The sequence below is a fragment of the Dyella humicola genome (assembly GCF_026283945.1).
Taxonomy (GTDB): Bacteria; Pseudomonadota; Gammaproteobacteria; order Xanthomonadales; family Rhodanobacteraceae; genus Dyella; species Dyella humicola.
Genome location: NZ_JAPDPC010000004.1, coordinates 55,479 through 70,194 on the forward strand (window position 1 = coordinate 55,479; position 14,716 = coordinate 70,194).

Annotated in this window: 14 protein-coding genes; 9 read left to right on the plus strand and 5 right to left on the minus strand. The window is 62.5% G+C overall.

Features of this window, described 5'->3' with window-relative positions:
- Position 1: 1 nt before the first annotated feature.
- Positions 2 to 406: a hypothetical protein gene (locus tag OUZ30_RS18685; protein WP_266183964.1), complete on the minus strand. Its 405-nt coding sequence runs from the start codon at positions 404 to 406 to the stop codon at positions 2 to 4.
- 87 nt (positions 407 to 493) lie between these two features.
- Between OUZ30_RS18685 and OUZ30_RS18690 the strand changes: the two genes are divergently transcribed.
- Positions 494 to 832, plus strand: coding sequence for an MGMT family protein (locus OUZ30_RS18690; RefSeq protein ID WP_266183965.1), 339 nt, complete (start codon positions 494 to 496; stop codon positions 830 to 832).
- Between the two features lie 140 nt (positions 833 to 972).
- On the opposite strand, the gene OUZ30_RS18695 is transcribed toward OUZ30_RS18690, so the two are convergent.
- Positions 973 to 3,819 (minus strand): TonB-dependent receptor plug domain-containing protein, encoded by a 2,847-nt coding sequence (locus tag OUZ30_RS18695; RefSeq protein WP_425601541.1) that lies wholly within the window; start codon positions 3,817 to 3,819, stop codon positions 973 to 975.
- A gap of 511 nt (positions 3,820 to 4,330) precedes the next feature.
- Between OUZ30_RS18695 and recQ the strand changes: the two genes are divergently transcribed.
- Positions 4,331 to 6,145 carry a DNA helicase RecQ gene (gene recQ, locus OUZ30_RS18700; protein ID WP_266183966.1) on the plus strand — a complete coding sequence of 605 codons (1,815 nt, stop codon included), beginning with the start codon at positions 4,331 to 4,333 and terminating at the stop codon, positions 6,143 to 6,145.
- A gap of 153 nt (positions 6,146 to 6,298) precedes the next feature.
- Here the strand turns inward: recQ and OUZ30_RS18705 are convergent, their stop codons facing one another.
- Entirely contained in the window at positions 6,299 to 6,559 is a 261-nt protein-coding gene (locus tag OUZ30_RS18705) for a hypothetical protein (RefSeq protein WP_266183967.1), read from the minus strand.
- A 234-nt stretch (positions 6,560 to 6,793) separates the two neighbouring features.
- Positions 6,794 to 8,455 (minus strand): M28 family metallopeptidase, encoded by a 1,662-nt coding sequence (locus OUZ30_RS18710; RefSeq protein WP_266183968.1) that lies wholly within the window; start codon positions 8,453 to 8,455, stop codon positions 6,794 to 6,796.
- Positions 8,456 to 8,750: 295 nt separating this feature from the next.
- On the opposite strand from OUZ30_RS18710, the gene OUZ30_RS18715 reads away from it, so the two are divergent.
- A complete protein-coding gene (locus OUZ30_RS18715; RefSeq protein WP_266184108.1) occupies positions 8,751 to 9,146 on the plus strand; it encodes an HU family DNA-binding protein in 396 nt (131 codons plus the stop codon).
- A gap of 147 nt (positions 9,147 to 9,293) precedes the next feature.
- Here the strand turns inward: OUZ30_RS18715 and OUZ30_RS18720 are convergent, their stop codons facing one another.
- Complete coding sequence (locus OUZ30_RS18720) at positions 9,294 to 9,539, minus strand: PepSY domain-containing protein (RefSeq protein ID WP_266183969.1); 246 nt, start codon at positions 9,537 to 9,539, stop codon at positions 9,294 to 9,296.
- A 514-nt stretch (positions 9,540 to 10,053) separates the two neighbouring features.
- Here OUZ30_RS18720 and OUZ30_RS18725 point away from each other — a divergent pair.
- The 6 genes from OUZ30_RS18725 (at position 10,054) to phnN (ending at position 14,655) form a co-directional block, all read left to right on the plus strand.
- On the plus strand, positions 10,054 to 10,521 hold the full coding sequence (locus tag OUZ30_RS18725; RefSeq protein WP_266183970.1) for a phasin family protein: 468 nt from the start codon (positions 10,054 to 10,056) through the stop codon (positions 10,519 to 10,521).
- On the plus strand, positions 10,511 to 11,587 hold the full coding sequence (locus tag OUZ30_RS18730) for a patatin-like phospholipase family protein (protein ID WP_266183971.1): 1,077 nt from the start codon (positions 10,511 to 10,513) through the stop codon (positions 11,585 to 11,587). Before OUZ30_RS18725 ends, OUZ30_RS18730 begins: the two co-directional genes overlap by 11 nt.
- 4 nt (positions 11,588 to 11,591) lie before the next feature.
- On the plus strand, positions 11,592 to 13,043 hold the full coding sequence (locus tag OUZ30_RS18735; protein ID WP_266183972.1) for a GntP family permease: 1,452 nt from the start codon (positions 11,592 to 11,594) through the stop codon (positions 13,041 to 13,043).
- Positions 13,044 to 13,160: 117 nt separating this feature from the next.
- The gene (locus tag OUZ30_RS18740; protein ID WP_266183973.1) at positions 13,161 to 13,445 is read left to right on the plus strand and encodes a hypothetical protein; all 285 of its coding nucleotides are present in this window, start codon (positions 13,161 to 13,163) and stop codon (positions 13,443 to 13,445) included.
- On the plus strand, positions 13,445 to 14,113 hold the full coding sequence (locus OUZ30_RS18745; RefSeq protein ID WP_266183974.1) for a DUF1045 domain-containing protein: 669 nt from the start codon (positions 13,445 to 13,447) through the stop codon (positions 14,111 to 14,113). The genes OUZ30_RS18740 and OUZ30_RS18745 overlap by 1 nt, the downstream gene beginning before the upstream one ends.
- On the plus strand, positions 14,110 to 14,655 hold the full coding sequence (gene phnN / locus OUZ30_RS18750; RefSeq protein ID WP_266183975.1) for a phosphonate metabolism protein/1,5-bisphosphokinase (PRPP-forming) PhnN: 546 nt from the start codon (positions 14,110 to 14,112) through the stop codon (positions 14,653 to 14,655). Before OUZ30_RS18745 ends, phnN begins: the two co-directional genes overlap by 4 nt.
- The last annotated feature ends 61 nt before the right edge of the window (positions 14,656 to 14,716 follow it).

Here is a 14,716-nt window from a genome sequence, read left to right on the forward strand (position 1 = left end):
ATCAGAGATCGTCGCCACCCGTGGCGACGATCCGTTCCAGTTGGTCGCCCAGGTCGCCCAGCTCCTCGATCAAGCGCTTTAGTTCAGCCGCGTCCAATAGCTCGTAGGGCCGGTTCTCGCACAAGTGCAGGTAGGGCGAGCCGTCCAGGTCGGCCAGGGCGAGAAAGCCCTTGCGCTGCTCCCAGTTGAAACGCAGGCAGCGTCGCGGGTCAGTGCCCGCGAGCGGGCCAATCGGGGTGGAGATACGCAGATAGCGGCGACCGGACTCGTCTTCCAGTTCGGCGAGATAGATGCCCTGGTGGCGGTCGTGCGGCAAAGTGAGATCGAAGCTGATCAGATATGGGTCGTTGTGGCGCAACTGATGCATGCTGCCGATGTGGGAGCGCACGGCTTCGAAATGGCGCATGGCGCGATGTCCTTGGCAGGCAGTTTTACCACCGCTACTGTGCCACGACCTAGCGTAAAGAGCCTGTTCAATCTTTCCGATCACGCCATGAACGAAGCACATGCACGCATCTATGCCGCCATCGCGGCCATTCCGCGCGGTCGCGTTGCCAGCTACGGCGCGATTGCCGCTCGTGCCGGCTTGCCGGGCAGGGCGCGACTCGTAGGCAAGCTGCTTGGAGAAACCCCTGCAGGCATGACCCTGCCCTGGTATCGGGTATTGCGCTCCAGCGGTCAGGTTGCTCTGCCGACAGGCAGTCGCGGCTTTCGCGAACAATGCCGGCTGTTGCGCGCCGAAGGTGTCGTCGTGAAAAACGGGCGCGTGCCACTGGCCAGCTTCGGCATGGACGCGGACCTGGACCGGGCTTTATGGGGCATCCCGGACTGATGCTGGTTTGAAGCCAGGCCGGCGCATCGACAGCGTCGGTTTTTTCCATCGGAACAAAAAAAAGCGGAGTCCCTTGCGGGACTCCGAAAAAGGGTGCCCCTTGCGGGACTCCATCGGGGTGGTGCGCTCAAAGCAGAGGTTTAGAACCTCTGGTTGTATTGCAGGTAGAAATAACGATCGAGGTCGAGGGTCGGGTCGATCAGGCCCGAACTGCTGTTGTTGACCGAGTAGGTGGTCGGCGGGTGCTTGTCGAAGATGTTGCGAATGCCGAACGCGATGTTGGCCTTCCACGGCAGCTCGTAACGGGCCTGGGCGTCGTTGTAGATGATCGCGCCCTTGCGGTTCGCGCCCACGCCATACGGCCAACTGTGGCCGTTGTAGTTGGGTTCGTTGCACTCGGTGTCGTCCCAGCACAGGTCGCGGAAGGCACCGTAGTAACGCAGGCCCCAGGTGGCGCCCCAGTTACCCTTCGTGTAGTCGAGACCCAGGTTCGCACGCACGCGCGGGTAGCCATAGGTGCCGGCGTAGTCCTGCGGCGGTGCACCTGCCGTGCTGATGGTGGTGTAGTTCGACAGATAGTTGCTGTCGAGGGTCACCACGAACTTACCGAACGAGAACTCCGGCAGACGGTAATGCACACCGAAGGTGTAGCCGGAGGTATCCAGCGAACCCAGGTTGGCGTTGCCGCGGTTCAAGCCAACCACCTGACCATTGGCATCACGGCTGAACTGATTGCAATAGTTCTGCACCGAGAACACATAGCACTGCTGCAGCACATAGTCAGCGCTGATCGCCGTGATCACGTTGGTGATGTTGATGTGGTAGTAGTCGAGCGTGAAGTCCAGGCCTTGCACATAGCTCGGGCTGTAGACGAAGCCCGCCGTGCGGCTGATGCTGTGCTCAGGCTGCAGGTAGGCATTGCCAGCACCCGCATTGAACGGCGTAACGCCCTGGGTATCCGGGGCCGAAACTGGCTTGCCATTGGTGTCGGTCTGATGGAAGTTAGCCGGCAAGCCGGCCGCTGCACACGCCTTGGCCACCGTCGGATTACTGGTGGAGCCGATGGTCGGGTTGGTGTCGCAGGGATCGGAATAGGGATCGAACGTCTGCGAACCGCCGCCAAATGTGTCGGCGAGCGTGGGTGCGCGGAAACCCTTGGCGAAGGTGCCACGCACCATCAGGTCGTCGAACGGCATCCACTGGAAGCTGTACTTGTTATTGGTGGTACCGCCGAAGCTGCTGTAGTGCGAGTAACGGCTGGCCACGTCGAAGGACAGCGATTTCGCGCCCGGCAGGTCCTTCAAGACCGGGATGTTGAGCTCGGCATAGACTTCGTTGGTGTTGTAACGGCCCACGGTGGCACCGGCCGCGAGGTCGGTGGTGAAGCCGGCACTGGCCAGTTCATCGGGGTAGTCGTAACCGCTGACGCCACGATGCTCGACGCCTGCCGCGAAGCTGACCGTGCCCGCTTCGCCCGGCATCTCGAACAGGCCGCCGGTGATGTTGGCGGTGTAGTCCTTGATCAGGCTCTGCAGGTTGGACTGCTCCAGGGCGTTGATGTAGTTCAGCGCTTGCGGCGTGGAGGCGGTGGGGCCGCCGAGGATGTTGAACGGCACGCACTGCGACAGCGCGATCGGAGCGGCCTGCGTGCCGCACTGGACGACGCCTGCGCCATTGAGGAACGACGGACCCAGCGCGCTCTGCAGGTGCAGCAGGTTGATATTGCCGGTGCCGATCGTGTTGACGTCGTACTTGTTGTAGCCGAACCCGGCATCCCAGTTCCAGGTGTACTTGCCAACCTGGAACGCACCTTCGAAGCCGGCGTCGAAATGGAACGACTTGGCCGATTCGTCGCTGACGCGGGGCATCTCGACGATGCGGCGATAGAAGAACTCATCCTGGCCCGGCACCGGGTTGTAGAAGCTCTGGCCGCTGAGGTAGACCGGGAAGGTCGGCTGGCTGGCGCTGTTCAACGGATAGCCGGCCGTCTGCGTCGACGAATCGCGCTCCGAGTACATGCCCGTCGCCTTGAACGTCACGTAATCGTTGAAGGTGTAGCTGCCCGAGGTGAAGATCGACTTCAGCTCGGTCGGCAGCTGGGCCATCATCTGCTGCGACGGATTGTAGTAATCGTCCGGGAAGTTGGCCGGCGAATGGTAGTTGCTGAGCTGGGTCGAGTCTGCGCCCTCGCCCTGGCCGTTCCAGCTGCCGGTGTGGTCGAGATAATGCGAGCCTGTCACCGTGGCGGTAGACGGATCGGCAGGCTTGAAGCGGCCCCAGGGAGACGTGGAGCTCAAACCGTCTTCAATATGGTTCGGGCCATAGGTGTAGTCGGTGATGTCGCGCGACTTCGCCCAGACCGGGTCGGTCTTGTTGTAGGTCGCGGCGAACACGATGGACGACTTCGCGCCGGTGCTGCCCACCGTGAACGAATAAGCCTGCTGGCGGCCATCGTTACCTTCGTTCTGGCCGATCTGACCGCTGACTGCGGCACCTTCGAAGTGATCCTTCAGGATGATGTTGATCACGCCGGCGATGGCATCGGAACCATAGATGGCCGATGCGCCGTCCTTGAGGATTTCGATATGGTCGATCAGCGTTGCCGGGATGGTCGACAAGTCGGTGTAGCCGGCCAGGCTGGTCATCCAGCGCTTGCCGTTGACCAGCACCAGGGTGCGGTTCTCGCCGAGGTTGTACAGGTTGGCGTACTGGCCACCTTCTTCGGTGTTGGATGTCAGTACGGCGGACTTGCTGAAAGTCGGCTGGCCGGTGATGGTCAGGTTCTGCAGGATGTCGCCGACATTGGTCAGGCCGGTCTTCTGGATATCGGCCTGGGTGACGGTGATGATCGGCTGAGCCGTCTCAACGTCGACACTGCGAATGCGCGAGCCGGTGACCGTCACGGTTTCCAGCTTCTTGGCGGATTCAGGATTACTGCCTGCCGCGTCCTGGGCGAAAACCGAGCCGGTTGCCACAAGGGCACCCATGGCCAGGCCCAGACGAACGGCAATGGCAAGCTTGCTATTACCCAATTCTTTCACGTGTGAACTCCCCTAAACAGCTTGGTTGCAATCAACAATCAGGCCGAGCGATGGCGGCCTTTTTCGAGGCAAAAGCCTCCCCGCGGGCCTGTTTCCACAGGTCCGTGCTTGAGCCAACAGGACAGGAAATTGCGGTATTCCCCCCGCTTCCTTGCTTCAAACTTACGGGCGTCAATAACAATTTGTCAACGAACTATTCGCATGTTCGTCACGTGAAAATTCGTTTTTCGTAAATACAGGGACTTGCAATTCGTTCTTTCGCAATGACTTGTTTTGTCAATGTGCATTACGATGCATGTCGCGTAAGGTAATGACAGCAACTACGCAAGCTTTCATGGATGCGCAATGCGAGACTTCATTGCTTCGCGGCGTAGTAAATTGCGTTTTCTTCATCGGTTTTTTTCGCGATCGCCATCTGTACCGGTCGAGTCGGGGGTGCCACTGCTAGCATCTCGCGATGCATTCCTCTCCCCTCGATATCCTCCACAGTGTTTTTGGCTACACCGAGTTTCGCGGTCCGCAGCAGGCGATCGTCGAGCAGTTGATCGCGGGCGGTGATGCGCTGGTGCTGATGCCTACGGGCGGCGGCAAATCGCTGTGCTACCAGATTCCCGCGTTGATCCGGCAGGGCACCGCCATTGTCGTGTCGCCCCTGATCGCCTTGATGCAGGACCAGGTGGATGCGCTGCGCGAGGCCGGTGTGGCGGCGGCCTACCTCAATTCCAGCCTGGGCGCGGAAGACCAGCGCGAGGTGGAGCGGAGGCTGCTGGACGGGGAATTGAACCTGCTCTATGTGGCGCCCGAGCGATTGCTGACGCCGCGCTTCCTGAGCCTGCTCGAGCGCAAAGACGTGGCGCTGTTCGCTATCGACGAGGCGCATTGCGTATCGCAGTGGGGCCACGATTTCCGCCCGGAATACCGCGAACTGGCGGTGCTGCATCAGCGGTTTCCGCACGTGCCACGCATCGCGCTCACGGCGACGGCGGATGACCGCACGCGTGAGGAAATCGTCGAACGCCTGGCGCTACAGGACGCAAAGCAATTCGTTTCCAGTTTCGACCGGCCCAATATTCGCTATCACGTCGGTCTTCGTCACAACGCGCGACGACAGGTGATGGAATTCCTGGAGCGACATCGCGGCGAAACGGGCATCGTCTACGCGCTCAGTCGGCGCAAGGTGGACGAAACGGCGGCGTGGCTGGCCGAAGCAGGCTTCGACGCGTTGCCCTATCACGCCGGCCTCGACGCCGCCACGCGCAACGCGCATCAGCGGCGTTTCCTGCGTGAGGATGGGCTGGTGATGGTGGCGACGGTGGCCTTCGGTATGGGCATCGACAAGCCCGACGTGCGTTTCGTGGCGCACCTGGACCTGCCGCGCAGCATGGAGGGCTATTACCAGGAAACCGGTCGCGCGGGCCGCGACAGCCTGCCCGCCGAGGCGTGGATGATCTACGGCTTGTCGGACGTGGTGACGATGAGCCAGATGATTGCCCAGTCCGAATCCGCGGATGAGCGCAAGCGGGTGGAGCGGCAGAAGCTTGAATCGCTGTTGGCGTATGCCGAGGCGACGCAGTGTCGCCGCGAGTTGTTGCTGGCGGCGTTCGGCGAGGACTATCACGGCCCTTGCGGCCACTGCGACAACTGTATCGAACCACCCAAGACGTGGGACGCCACGGTGCCTGCGCAGAAGGCTCTGTCGGCGGTCTACCGCAGCGGACAGCGTTTCGGCTCGGGGCATGTCATCAGCATCCTGCGCGGCGAGGACAGCACGCGCATGAGCGATCTGGGCCACGACCGCTTGTCCACGTTCGGCATCGGCGCCGATATGGACGACAAGCAATGGCGCTCGGTATTCCGGCAACTGTTGGCGATGGGCTTGCTGGAGGCCGACGCGGAAGGCTTTGGCACGCTGCGCCTGACCAAAACCAGTCGCGACGTGCTCACCGGCAACCAGTCCGTGCGCTTGCGCGAGGACGCGCGGCCGGTGCGTGCATCGCGCAAGCGTCGTGACAGCCAGCTGGTGACAGGAGGCAGTCTCGGCGTAGAAGCCTATGAGCAGCCACTATGGGACGAGCTGCGCAAGCTGCGCACCCAGCTCGCCAGACAGCATGGCGTGCCGCCGTATGTGATCTTCCATGATGCGACCTTGCTGGCGATGCTGCGCGCGTTGCCGTCCAACGAAGCTGAGCTGTCGTCGATCAGCGGGGTCGGCGAGGCGAAGCTCAAGCGTTATGGGCAGGATTTCCTGGCGGTGATCAACGCGCAGGAGTGACTGCTGGTCTTCCTCTCCCCTGCGGGGAGAGGATCGAGGTGAGGGGTGGGTGCTCGCGATGGGGCTGCAAAGAACCGGGCTTCGAGCCAGCGTTCCCGCAAGATTGGCCCCTCACCCCAACCCTCTCCCCCAAGGGGAGAGGGAGTTAATAGCTCAGCCCGCAAGCCGCCATCGCGTGCCGCCCTCACACGAAACGCGTGAATGGGCCAGGGCCTGTTCGGGTATATGCCGCCATTGCTCCAGCGAGCCCGGCAGGCGCGCCTGTGGGCAGGCGATGCGGGCGGCGATCATGGCGGCCTCGGCGGTCTCGTGGCGGCCGATTTCCTGGGCCTCGCAGAGCACGCGCCATTGGCGACCATGGCGGACGATGCGGAACAGGCCGGTTTTCGACGGGTAGACGTATTGGGCCAGCATATGCGGGACGATTCTGGACGACTAATGCTGCTCAGCTTGCCCGTTGTCCATGACTCCGCTGTTATTCCACGGCGACGGTTAGATGGCGCTCGGCTGGCTGCTTGATGACGCCCATGCTGCAGTTGTGTTGCAGGCGTCATGAACTTCCGCGAGAGATGAAAATTCCGTTCAACGGGCGCAAAAAAACGGCTCGCATCGCTGCGAGCCGTTTTGGCCAAGCAGTTTCAGACGCGTTTACTTGCGCTGCGAAGCCGTCTCATCACGGGCAGCACGGAACTCCGAGTCCTTGCTCCAGTTCGGCCAGGTGTCCGAATTGGCCAGGTCGTTGCCCAGCGTGTACAGGATCTGCAGGTCGCGCGCCATGCCGGTGAACGGCCAGCTGGCCTGCCATTCGTCCGAGGGCTGGTGGTAGTGATTGGCGACGTACTCATCCTCGGCGGCCTTACCGGCAGCGACGCCACCATCCACCCAGTCATTGCCCGAGCCGAATGAAATGGCGGGCACGCCGCGCTTGGCGAACGAGAAGTGATCGGAGCGGAAGAAGTGGCCCGCTTCCGGCTTTGGATCGGCCTCATACACCAGGTCCCACTTCTTGGCGGTAGCGGTCAGCTCGTCGAGCAGATCGAGCTTGGCGTTGCCGGAGATGGTGAAGTTACGGGCCGGGCCATGCGGGTCGAGCGCATCCATATTGATGTTGGCGACCGTCTTGCCCAGCGGATAAAGCGGCTTGGCGGCGTAGTACTCGGAGCCGAGCAGGCCCTTTTCCTCGGCCGTGACGTTGAGGAAGACGACCGAGCGTTCCGGCTTCGGCTGGCTCGCGAACGCACGGGCCAGTTCGATCAGCGCGGCTGTACCCGTAGCGTTGTCCACGGCGCCGTTGTAGATGCGGTCGCCCTTGGCATCCGGCTCACCGACGCCCAGGTGATCCCAGTGGGCACTGTAGATCACGGTTTCGTCGGGACGCTTGCTGCCTTCGATGCGGCCTACGATGTTGTGCGAGGTGATGACCTTGGAATCGACCTTGTAGTTGGCCGAGAAAGTTTGTCCCTTGAGCACGACGGGCTTGAAGTCGCGCGTTTGCGCCTGCTTCTTCAGCGCCTCGAAATCCAGGCCGGCATTCTTGAACAGGTTCACCGCCGCGTCGCGCTGAATCCACGCTTCCACCTGCGGATGCACCGAAGCAGGGTGGTCGCGCACGATGTCGAACATCGTGTTGGTATTGGAGTTCTTTACCGTGGCCCAGCCGTACGAGGCAGGTGCGGTTTCGTGCACGATCAGCACGCCGGCGGCGCCCTGGCGTGCAAGTTCCTCGTATTTGTAGGTCCAGCGACCGTAGTAGGTCATGGCCTTGCCGCCGAAGTCGCCCACGCCGGTCTCGAAATCAGGGTCGTTGATCAGCACCACGGCGATCTTGCCGTGCAGGTCCACGCCCTTGTAGTCGTCCCACTTGCGCTCCGGCGCCTTGACGCCATAGCCCACGAATACCAGCGGCGCGTCCTTGATCGACACCTGCTTGGAGCCGTCCAGCGCGGCGCGCACGGCAATCTGGTCGCCCTGGGTCAGGGCTTCGATCTTGCCATTGTTGTTGAACGACAGCGTGGGCGTACCGACGATCTCGGTACGCAGCAGCGGTACTGCCTGGGTCCATTCGCGCTTGCCGTTCTTCAGGTCACCACCGGGCTGCACGCCGGCTGCCTTGAGCTGCGCGACGACGAAGTCGACCGTCTTGGTTTCGCCGGCGGTAGCCGGCCCACGGCCTTCGAAGGCATCGGAGGAAAGCGTCTTGACGTCGTCCGACAAGCGGTGCGGGTCGATGCTGGGGGCATTCGTGGCGGCTGCGGCAAACAGCGCCGACGACACGGACAAGGCAAGAATGGATAAGGCCAAACGCTTCATAGGCGACACCTGGACGGGGAAACGAAGCTCGATAGTAGATACCGCTGGCCTCGCCGGTCCATAGCCTGACGCCCGCGTAAACGGGGTGGGGCGCTGGTCGACCTATAGGAAAAGTCCTAAAAAACAGGCCTCTGTCGGGTCCAATCGTGACTTTCTTCACCCCTTTTCGGCCCCGGATGCAAAAAAACCGCATTTTTTCCGTGTTGCAGCTTGGCGCGATGCCCTGGCATGCCATACATTTCGCATGCCGAAAGGCATTGAACACACCATCATCTTGATGACCACGGGGAAACGTATGGCGAAGGCGCAGAAAGCAGTAAAGAAGAAGGCCGCTCCGAAGGCAGCTCCGAAGGCCGCCGCAAAGGCAGTCGTTCACAAGCCGATCAAGGAAGCCCTGGGCAAGTCGGGCCTGGTTGCTCACATCGTTGAAAGCAGCGGCGTGATCGCCAAGGACGTCCGTGCCGTGTTGGCTTCGCTCGAAGCGGCTGTTACGGGCTCCGTTCACAAGAAGGGCGCTGGCCACTTCACGCTGCCGGGTCTGCTGAAGATCACCGCTGTCAGCGTTGCGGCCAAGCCGAAGCGCAAGGGCATCAACCCCTTCACCAAGGAAGAGCAGTGGTTTGCTGCCAAGCCCGCCACGGTGAAGCTCAAGGTTCGCCCGTTGAAGAAGCTGAAGGACGCCGCTCTCTGAGCGTAGTCGTTCGATAGCGTCAGACGTCAGGTGCGGCGGTTTCGCCGCACCTGACGAGTCGAGGGTTTCATACAGCCGCCGCAAGGGCGGGCCTGTCAGGCCCCATCGGGGCCTCCGACCATCCATCCGTCCGTTCCATCCCATCGGTCACCGCTTGTCGCCACCCATGATCCGGCCCGTTTCCGGATCGATTCGCAGCGTCACCTTCTGGCCGTCTGCACTTCGGGCCTTAGCCGTCCATACGTCGTTGCGAAAGTCCAGCTCACGCACTTTCGTGTAGCCCTGTTGCTCAAGCGAAGCCTGAACCTGGTGTTCGAACAGCGCGTCTTGGGCAGCCACGACAGCGGAAACACCCGGGGCCCTCGCAAGGGTCAATGAAGCGATCTTCTTCATGGACGTACCTCGTTGCTGGAGGGAATCTCGAAAAAGCTCGTCGTTCCCGCTTGACCAGCCCTTCGGCTGTTGAGAGCCGCGGGAATGGCGGGAAAAGAACGGCTTGTCGAGGTTCCCTGGATGGCTGCCGAGTGTTGTTCCGCCTGTCGCGACTTGCAGTGAATACAAACGGACCTCGGGCTGAATTACCGAGGGCGTAGCGCGCACGACCAACGGTAAGAAATACGTCATCGGTCGCCGTGACATCGGCATCACGATGGGAACGGTAGTGTCAAAACGAGCTCAAGCGCATCCATGCGAGTCATGCTGACGATCGACAGGGGCTAGTTCGTGCGGTGCTATCGCTTGACTGCGCGTAGTCGGTCAAGCCGCGCATAGCCGCGTCGCCCTCTGTGTCGTAAGGATTGATATCCGCTGCCGGTGATGTGTTGCGCACTTTTTGTGCATCGATTTGGCAAGTCCGTGGGCCACCGGCCCCGTCGCAGGACGCATCACTCCACCGAGGGCATGACCGATGAGCAATCCAAGTGATCTCCCGCTGAGTCTCTATAAGGCCAACACCGAGTTCCAGTTGCGCGTGAGCAAGCTGGTCATGGAGAACTGGAAGAAGTGGCTGGAGTTGTCCAGTCGTGCCGTCGACGATGGCATCAGCGAATCGCAGGCGCGCGTGGAGCATTTGCTCAAGGCGCAGGACTGGACGGCGCTGGCGAGCATGCCCGGCGAGACGTTCTGGCGCCTGTTGCAGCAGCGCGTGGGTGACACCGAGGTCAACAATCAGATCGCCGCCAACGTCCAGGCCCATTTCGCGCAGGGACTGCAGGAGGCGATCATGACCTGGCAGAAGGACACTTCCAGCGCGCTTGGAAGCGTGGGCGACGTCACGGCCAGCAGTGCGCCGTGGAACGACGTCATGGCGCAGTGGGGCAAGCTGTGGCCCATGGCGGGTGGCCCAGGAGGCAAGGGGCCCGCCCGTGACAAGTGAGCGCGCGCAGGAGAAGGGCAGGTCGAGGCCCCCTGTCGAACCTGCGTCGGTACGTCCAACGGTATTGATCGACCTTGCCTTGCAGGGCGGTGGCTCCCATGGAGCCTATACCTGGGGCGTGCTCGATCGGTTGCTGGAGGAGCCCTGGCTGCAGATTGATGCCATCTCCGGCACCTCGGCCGGTGCGATGAATGCTGTCGTGTTCGTGGACGGCTGGACGGAGGGCGGCGCCGAAGGTGCGCGTGCCGCACTCGACGCCTATTGGTTGCGCGTAGCGCAAGCGGCCATGTTCAGCCCGATACAGCGTTCCCCGATGGATCGCTACATGGGCCGCTGGGGTTTGGATGCGTCGCCCGCCTATATCGCCATGGACTTCACTTCGCGCGTGTTCTCGCCTTATGACCTGAATCCGCTCGGCATGAATCCGTTGCGGTCCTTGCTGGCCGACAGCATCCACTTTGAACGCCTCGCCCAGGCACCGATAAAACTGTTCGTCACCGCCACCAACGTACACACCGGCCGCGGCCGGATCTTCCGCAATGCTGAGATCACGGTGGATGTTCTGCTTGCCTCGGCCTGCCTGCCGACGATGTTCCAGGCGGTGGAAATCGATGGCGAGCCGTATTGGGATGGTGGCTACGTCGGCAACCCGACCATCACCCCGTTGATCCGCGAAAGTGATGCGCACGACAGCATCCTCGTACAGATCAACCCGCGACAGCGCAAGGAAACACCGCGAACGGCGAACGAGATTCGCAATCGCCTCGATGAGATTTCCTTCAATTCACCGCTGATGAAAGAGTTGCGCATGATCGCGTTGCTGCGCGAGGTGGCCGACCCCGGCCATGGCGAGGGTGCACTGTGGGCCGGCATGCGAGTGCACCGGATCATGACCGAAAAGCTCGAGACGTTTGGCGCCTCGTCGAAACTCAATGCCGAATGGGAATTTCTCAGCTTGCTGAAGGACGAGGGGCGGCGCAGCGCGGACGAGTTCCTGCGTGTGCACGGGGACGATCTCGGTCACCGTTCGACGGCCGATCTCGACGCCCTGCTGGCGGAGTGCTGATGCCATGGGGCTGCTAGGCATCCTGCTTGGTCTGGCGCTGCTGGTGTGGCTGGCGTTTCGCGGATGGAGCGTGCTGCTGCTGGCGCCGATGGCGGCCTTGATCGCTGCGCTATTCGCCGGCGAACCGCTACTGGCGCATTGGACGCAGACCTTCATGGTCAGCGGCGCAGCCTTCTTCGCGCAGTTCTTTCCACTGTTCCTGCTCGGCGCCGTGTTCGGAAAGTTGATGGAGGACAGCGGTTCGATCACGGCTATTGCCGACTTCATGATAGGCAAGCTGGGCCAGAAGCATGCCGTGCTCGCCGTGGTGTTGGCCGGTGCGTTTGTCACCTACGGTGGCGTAAGTCTGTTCGTCGCGTTCTTCGTGCTGGCGCCGATGGGCCAGGAGTTGTTCCGTACCGCCGCCATACCTCGCCGGTTGATGCCGGCGGCCATCGTGCTGGGCACCTCGACGTTTACCATGTCGGCCTTGCCCGGTACGCCGTCGATCCAGAACGCGATCCCGATGCCTTTCTTCGGCACCACGCCGTTTGCCGCGCCGGGGCTGGGCGTCATCGCGTCACTGATCATGATGGCCTTCGGCATGTGGTGGCTCGGGCGGCGGGAGGCATCGGCAAGAAAGTTGGGCGAGGGTTTCGGGCAGGGCGACCTGCTGTCGCCGCAGGACATTGCGAAGCGCGAGACACTGCGCGAGCGTGCCACCACCGCGCACGAATTCGATCCCACCGAGATCGCGCACGGCACCCAGGCCGATGCACCGTCGACGCTGGCCGCCGCGCTGCCGCTGCTCACGGTGGTGGCTGTCAATCTTGCGATGTCGCTGTTCATTCTCCCGGCGCTGGACACCAGCTATCTCAACGAGCCGCAGTGGGGAAACACCTCGCTGGCCCGGGTTGGTGGCGTGTGGGCCGTGGTGACGGCTCTGGCCTGCGCCATTGCGGTGGCCTTGGCCTTGAACTTCCGCAGGCTCGCGGGATTGCGCGCGACCCTGGATGCCGGGGCGAACGCGGCGGTCTTGCCCGCGGTGAGTGTGGCCAGCCTGGTCGGTTTTGGCGCGGTCGTTGCCGCCTTGCCAGCCTTTGCCGGCGTACGCGACGCCGTGCTCAATATCGGTGGCGGACCGCTGACCTCGCTGGCCGTCGCCACCAATGTGCTGGCGGCGCTCACGGGCTCGGCATCGGGTGGCCTGACCATCGCCCTCGATGCGCTCGGTCCCACCTATATGGAACGCGCGGCGGCCATCGGCATGGACCCGGCCTTGCTGCATCGCGTCGCCGTCATTGGCTCGGGCACGCTCGACACCCTGCCGCACAACGGCGCGGTCGTCACGCTACTTGCCGTATGCGGCACCAAGCACGGGGAGAGCTATGGCGACATCGTCATGGTCGGCATCGTCGGCGCCATCCTTGGACTCATCGCCGTCATCGTGCTCGGGACGATGTTCGGTTCGTTCTAGCGCCGCCGTTGACGACCCTGGGCACCGCCGTAAGAGGGTGTCCGCGCATGTTCCTCGTCTTGTCACAAAGGTTTAGTTATCTAGACCGGCCGGGGCATCGCGCTCCCGGTGTAGTGCATGCCGGCTGCAAGGCTGGAGGACACACCGACCAAGGCGGACGGTCATATTGTCGACCACAGCACAGCGTATTTTCCGGGACAGCGCTTTCCTAATCCTCCCGACCTCTACCGGCGTACCCGTTCCGTGACCCGAAGGCTTAACCAGTTTGGCATCACCGAAGACATGCAAAAGCTCATGCCCGCGCCGGCAGCACGGCTCGATCCACGCGTCATTCGTGCGCGGATCGGCAACACGCGCTGCTCCCGCGAACGGCTGCAGTACCTCGCCGTGACGGGTGATTGATGCGCTACGCGATCTATTTCTGCCCATCACCCGCCAGTGCGCTTGCGGCGCTGGGTCGCGACTGGTTGAGTGTCGAGCTGACGCCCAATGGCATTCCCGGCATTCCCTTACCGCGTTGGAATGCGTTGCTGGCCGACGTGCGTCGCTATGGCTGGCACGCCACCCTGCGCTCGCCTTTCACGCTGTCCCCAGATCATGACGTCGGCGATTTGCGTCGTACGCTGTCCTTGATCGCGCAAAACCACGCGCCGATCAATCTGTCGCTACGCCTTAGCCGACTGAATGGCTTCCTGGCGTTACGGCCGGTCAGTGAGTGTCGTGCAGTGGATGCACTCGCAGCGGCCTGCACCGACGCCATTGAGCCGCTTCGGGCGCCGCTCGCCGAGCCGGAATTCCAGCGTCGCGCTGCCGAGCTCGACGCCATCGAAACCCACTACCTTCAACGCTACGGATACCCCTACGTGTTTGAACGCTACCGCTTCCACATGACGCTGTCCGCGCCCGCCTCGGTTGATGAGGAGCGTGCGCTGCAACGCTGGCTTGCACTGCGTGCCGCCATGCTGCCCGCCGCGCGTATCGACGCACTCACGCTGTGCGTCGAAGCATCGCCAGGTGCCGCATTCCAGCCACTGGAACGCTTCGCCTTGAGAAAAGTATCCGCAGCATGAGTGCAGGTCGGCTTTACTACGTGATGGGTCCTTCCGGTGCCGGCAAGGACAGTGTGCTTGGCTGGGTGCGTGACAATAGTCCTTCCTATGCGGTGGTGTGCGCGCATCGCTATATCACTCGGTCGGCGCAGCAGGAAGGCGATCTTCATGTCGCCTTGAGTGCCGAGGAATTCGAGCGGCGCGAGCGCCGCGGCCTGTTCGCGCTCACCTGGCAGGCGCATGGCTTGCGTTGCGGCCTGGGCAAGGAGATCGAGCACTGGTTGAGGCAGGGCGTCAACGTGCTGGTGAATGGTTCGCGCAATGCCTTTCCGTTGGCGCGCGCGCGCTTCCATGACATGGTGCCTGTGTTGATCACGGCGAGTCGCGAAAGCATCGCCCACCGTCTGATGGCGCGTGGCCGCGAGACGGCGGAACAGATCGAGGAACGCCTCGCGCGTAACGATCAATACGTGGTGCCGGGCGACGCGCTCACCATCATCAATGACGGTAGCCTGCCGGAAGTCGGTGCGGCGCTGCTCTGCGCGATCCGCAGCCGTGCCTAGGGTGGCGCCGCCGCCTGGGCCATCGACCCTTCGGATGCGCTGAATACGGCAGCCGAGCCGG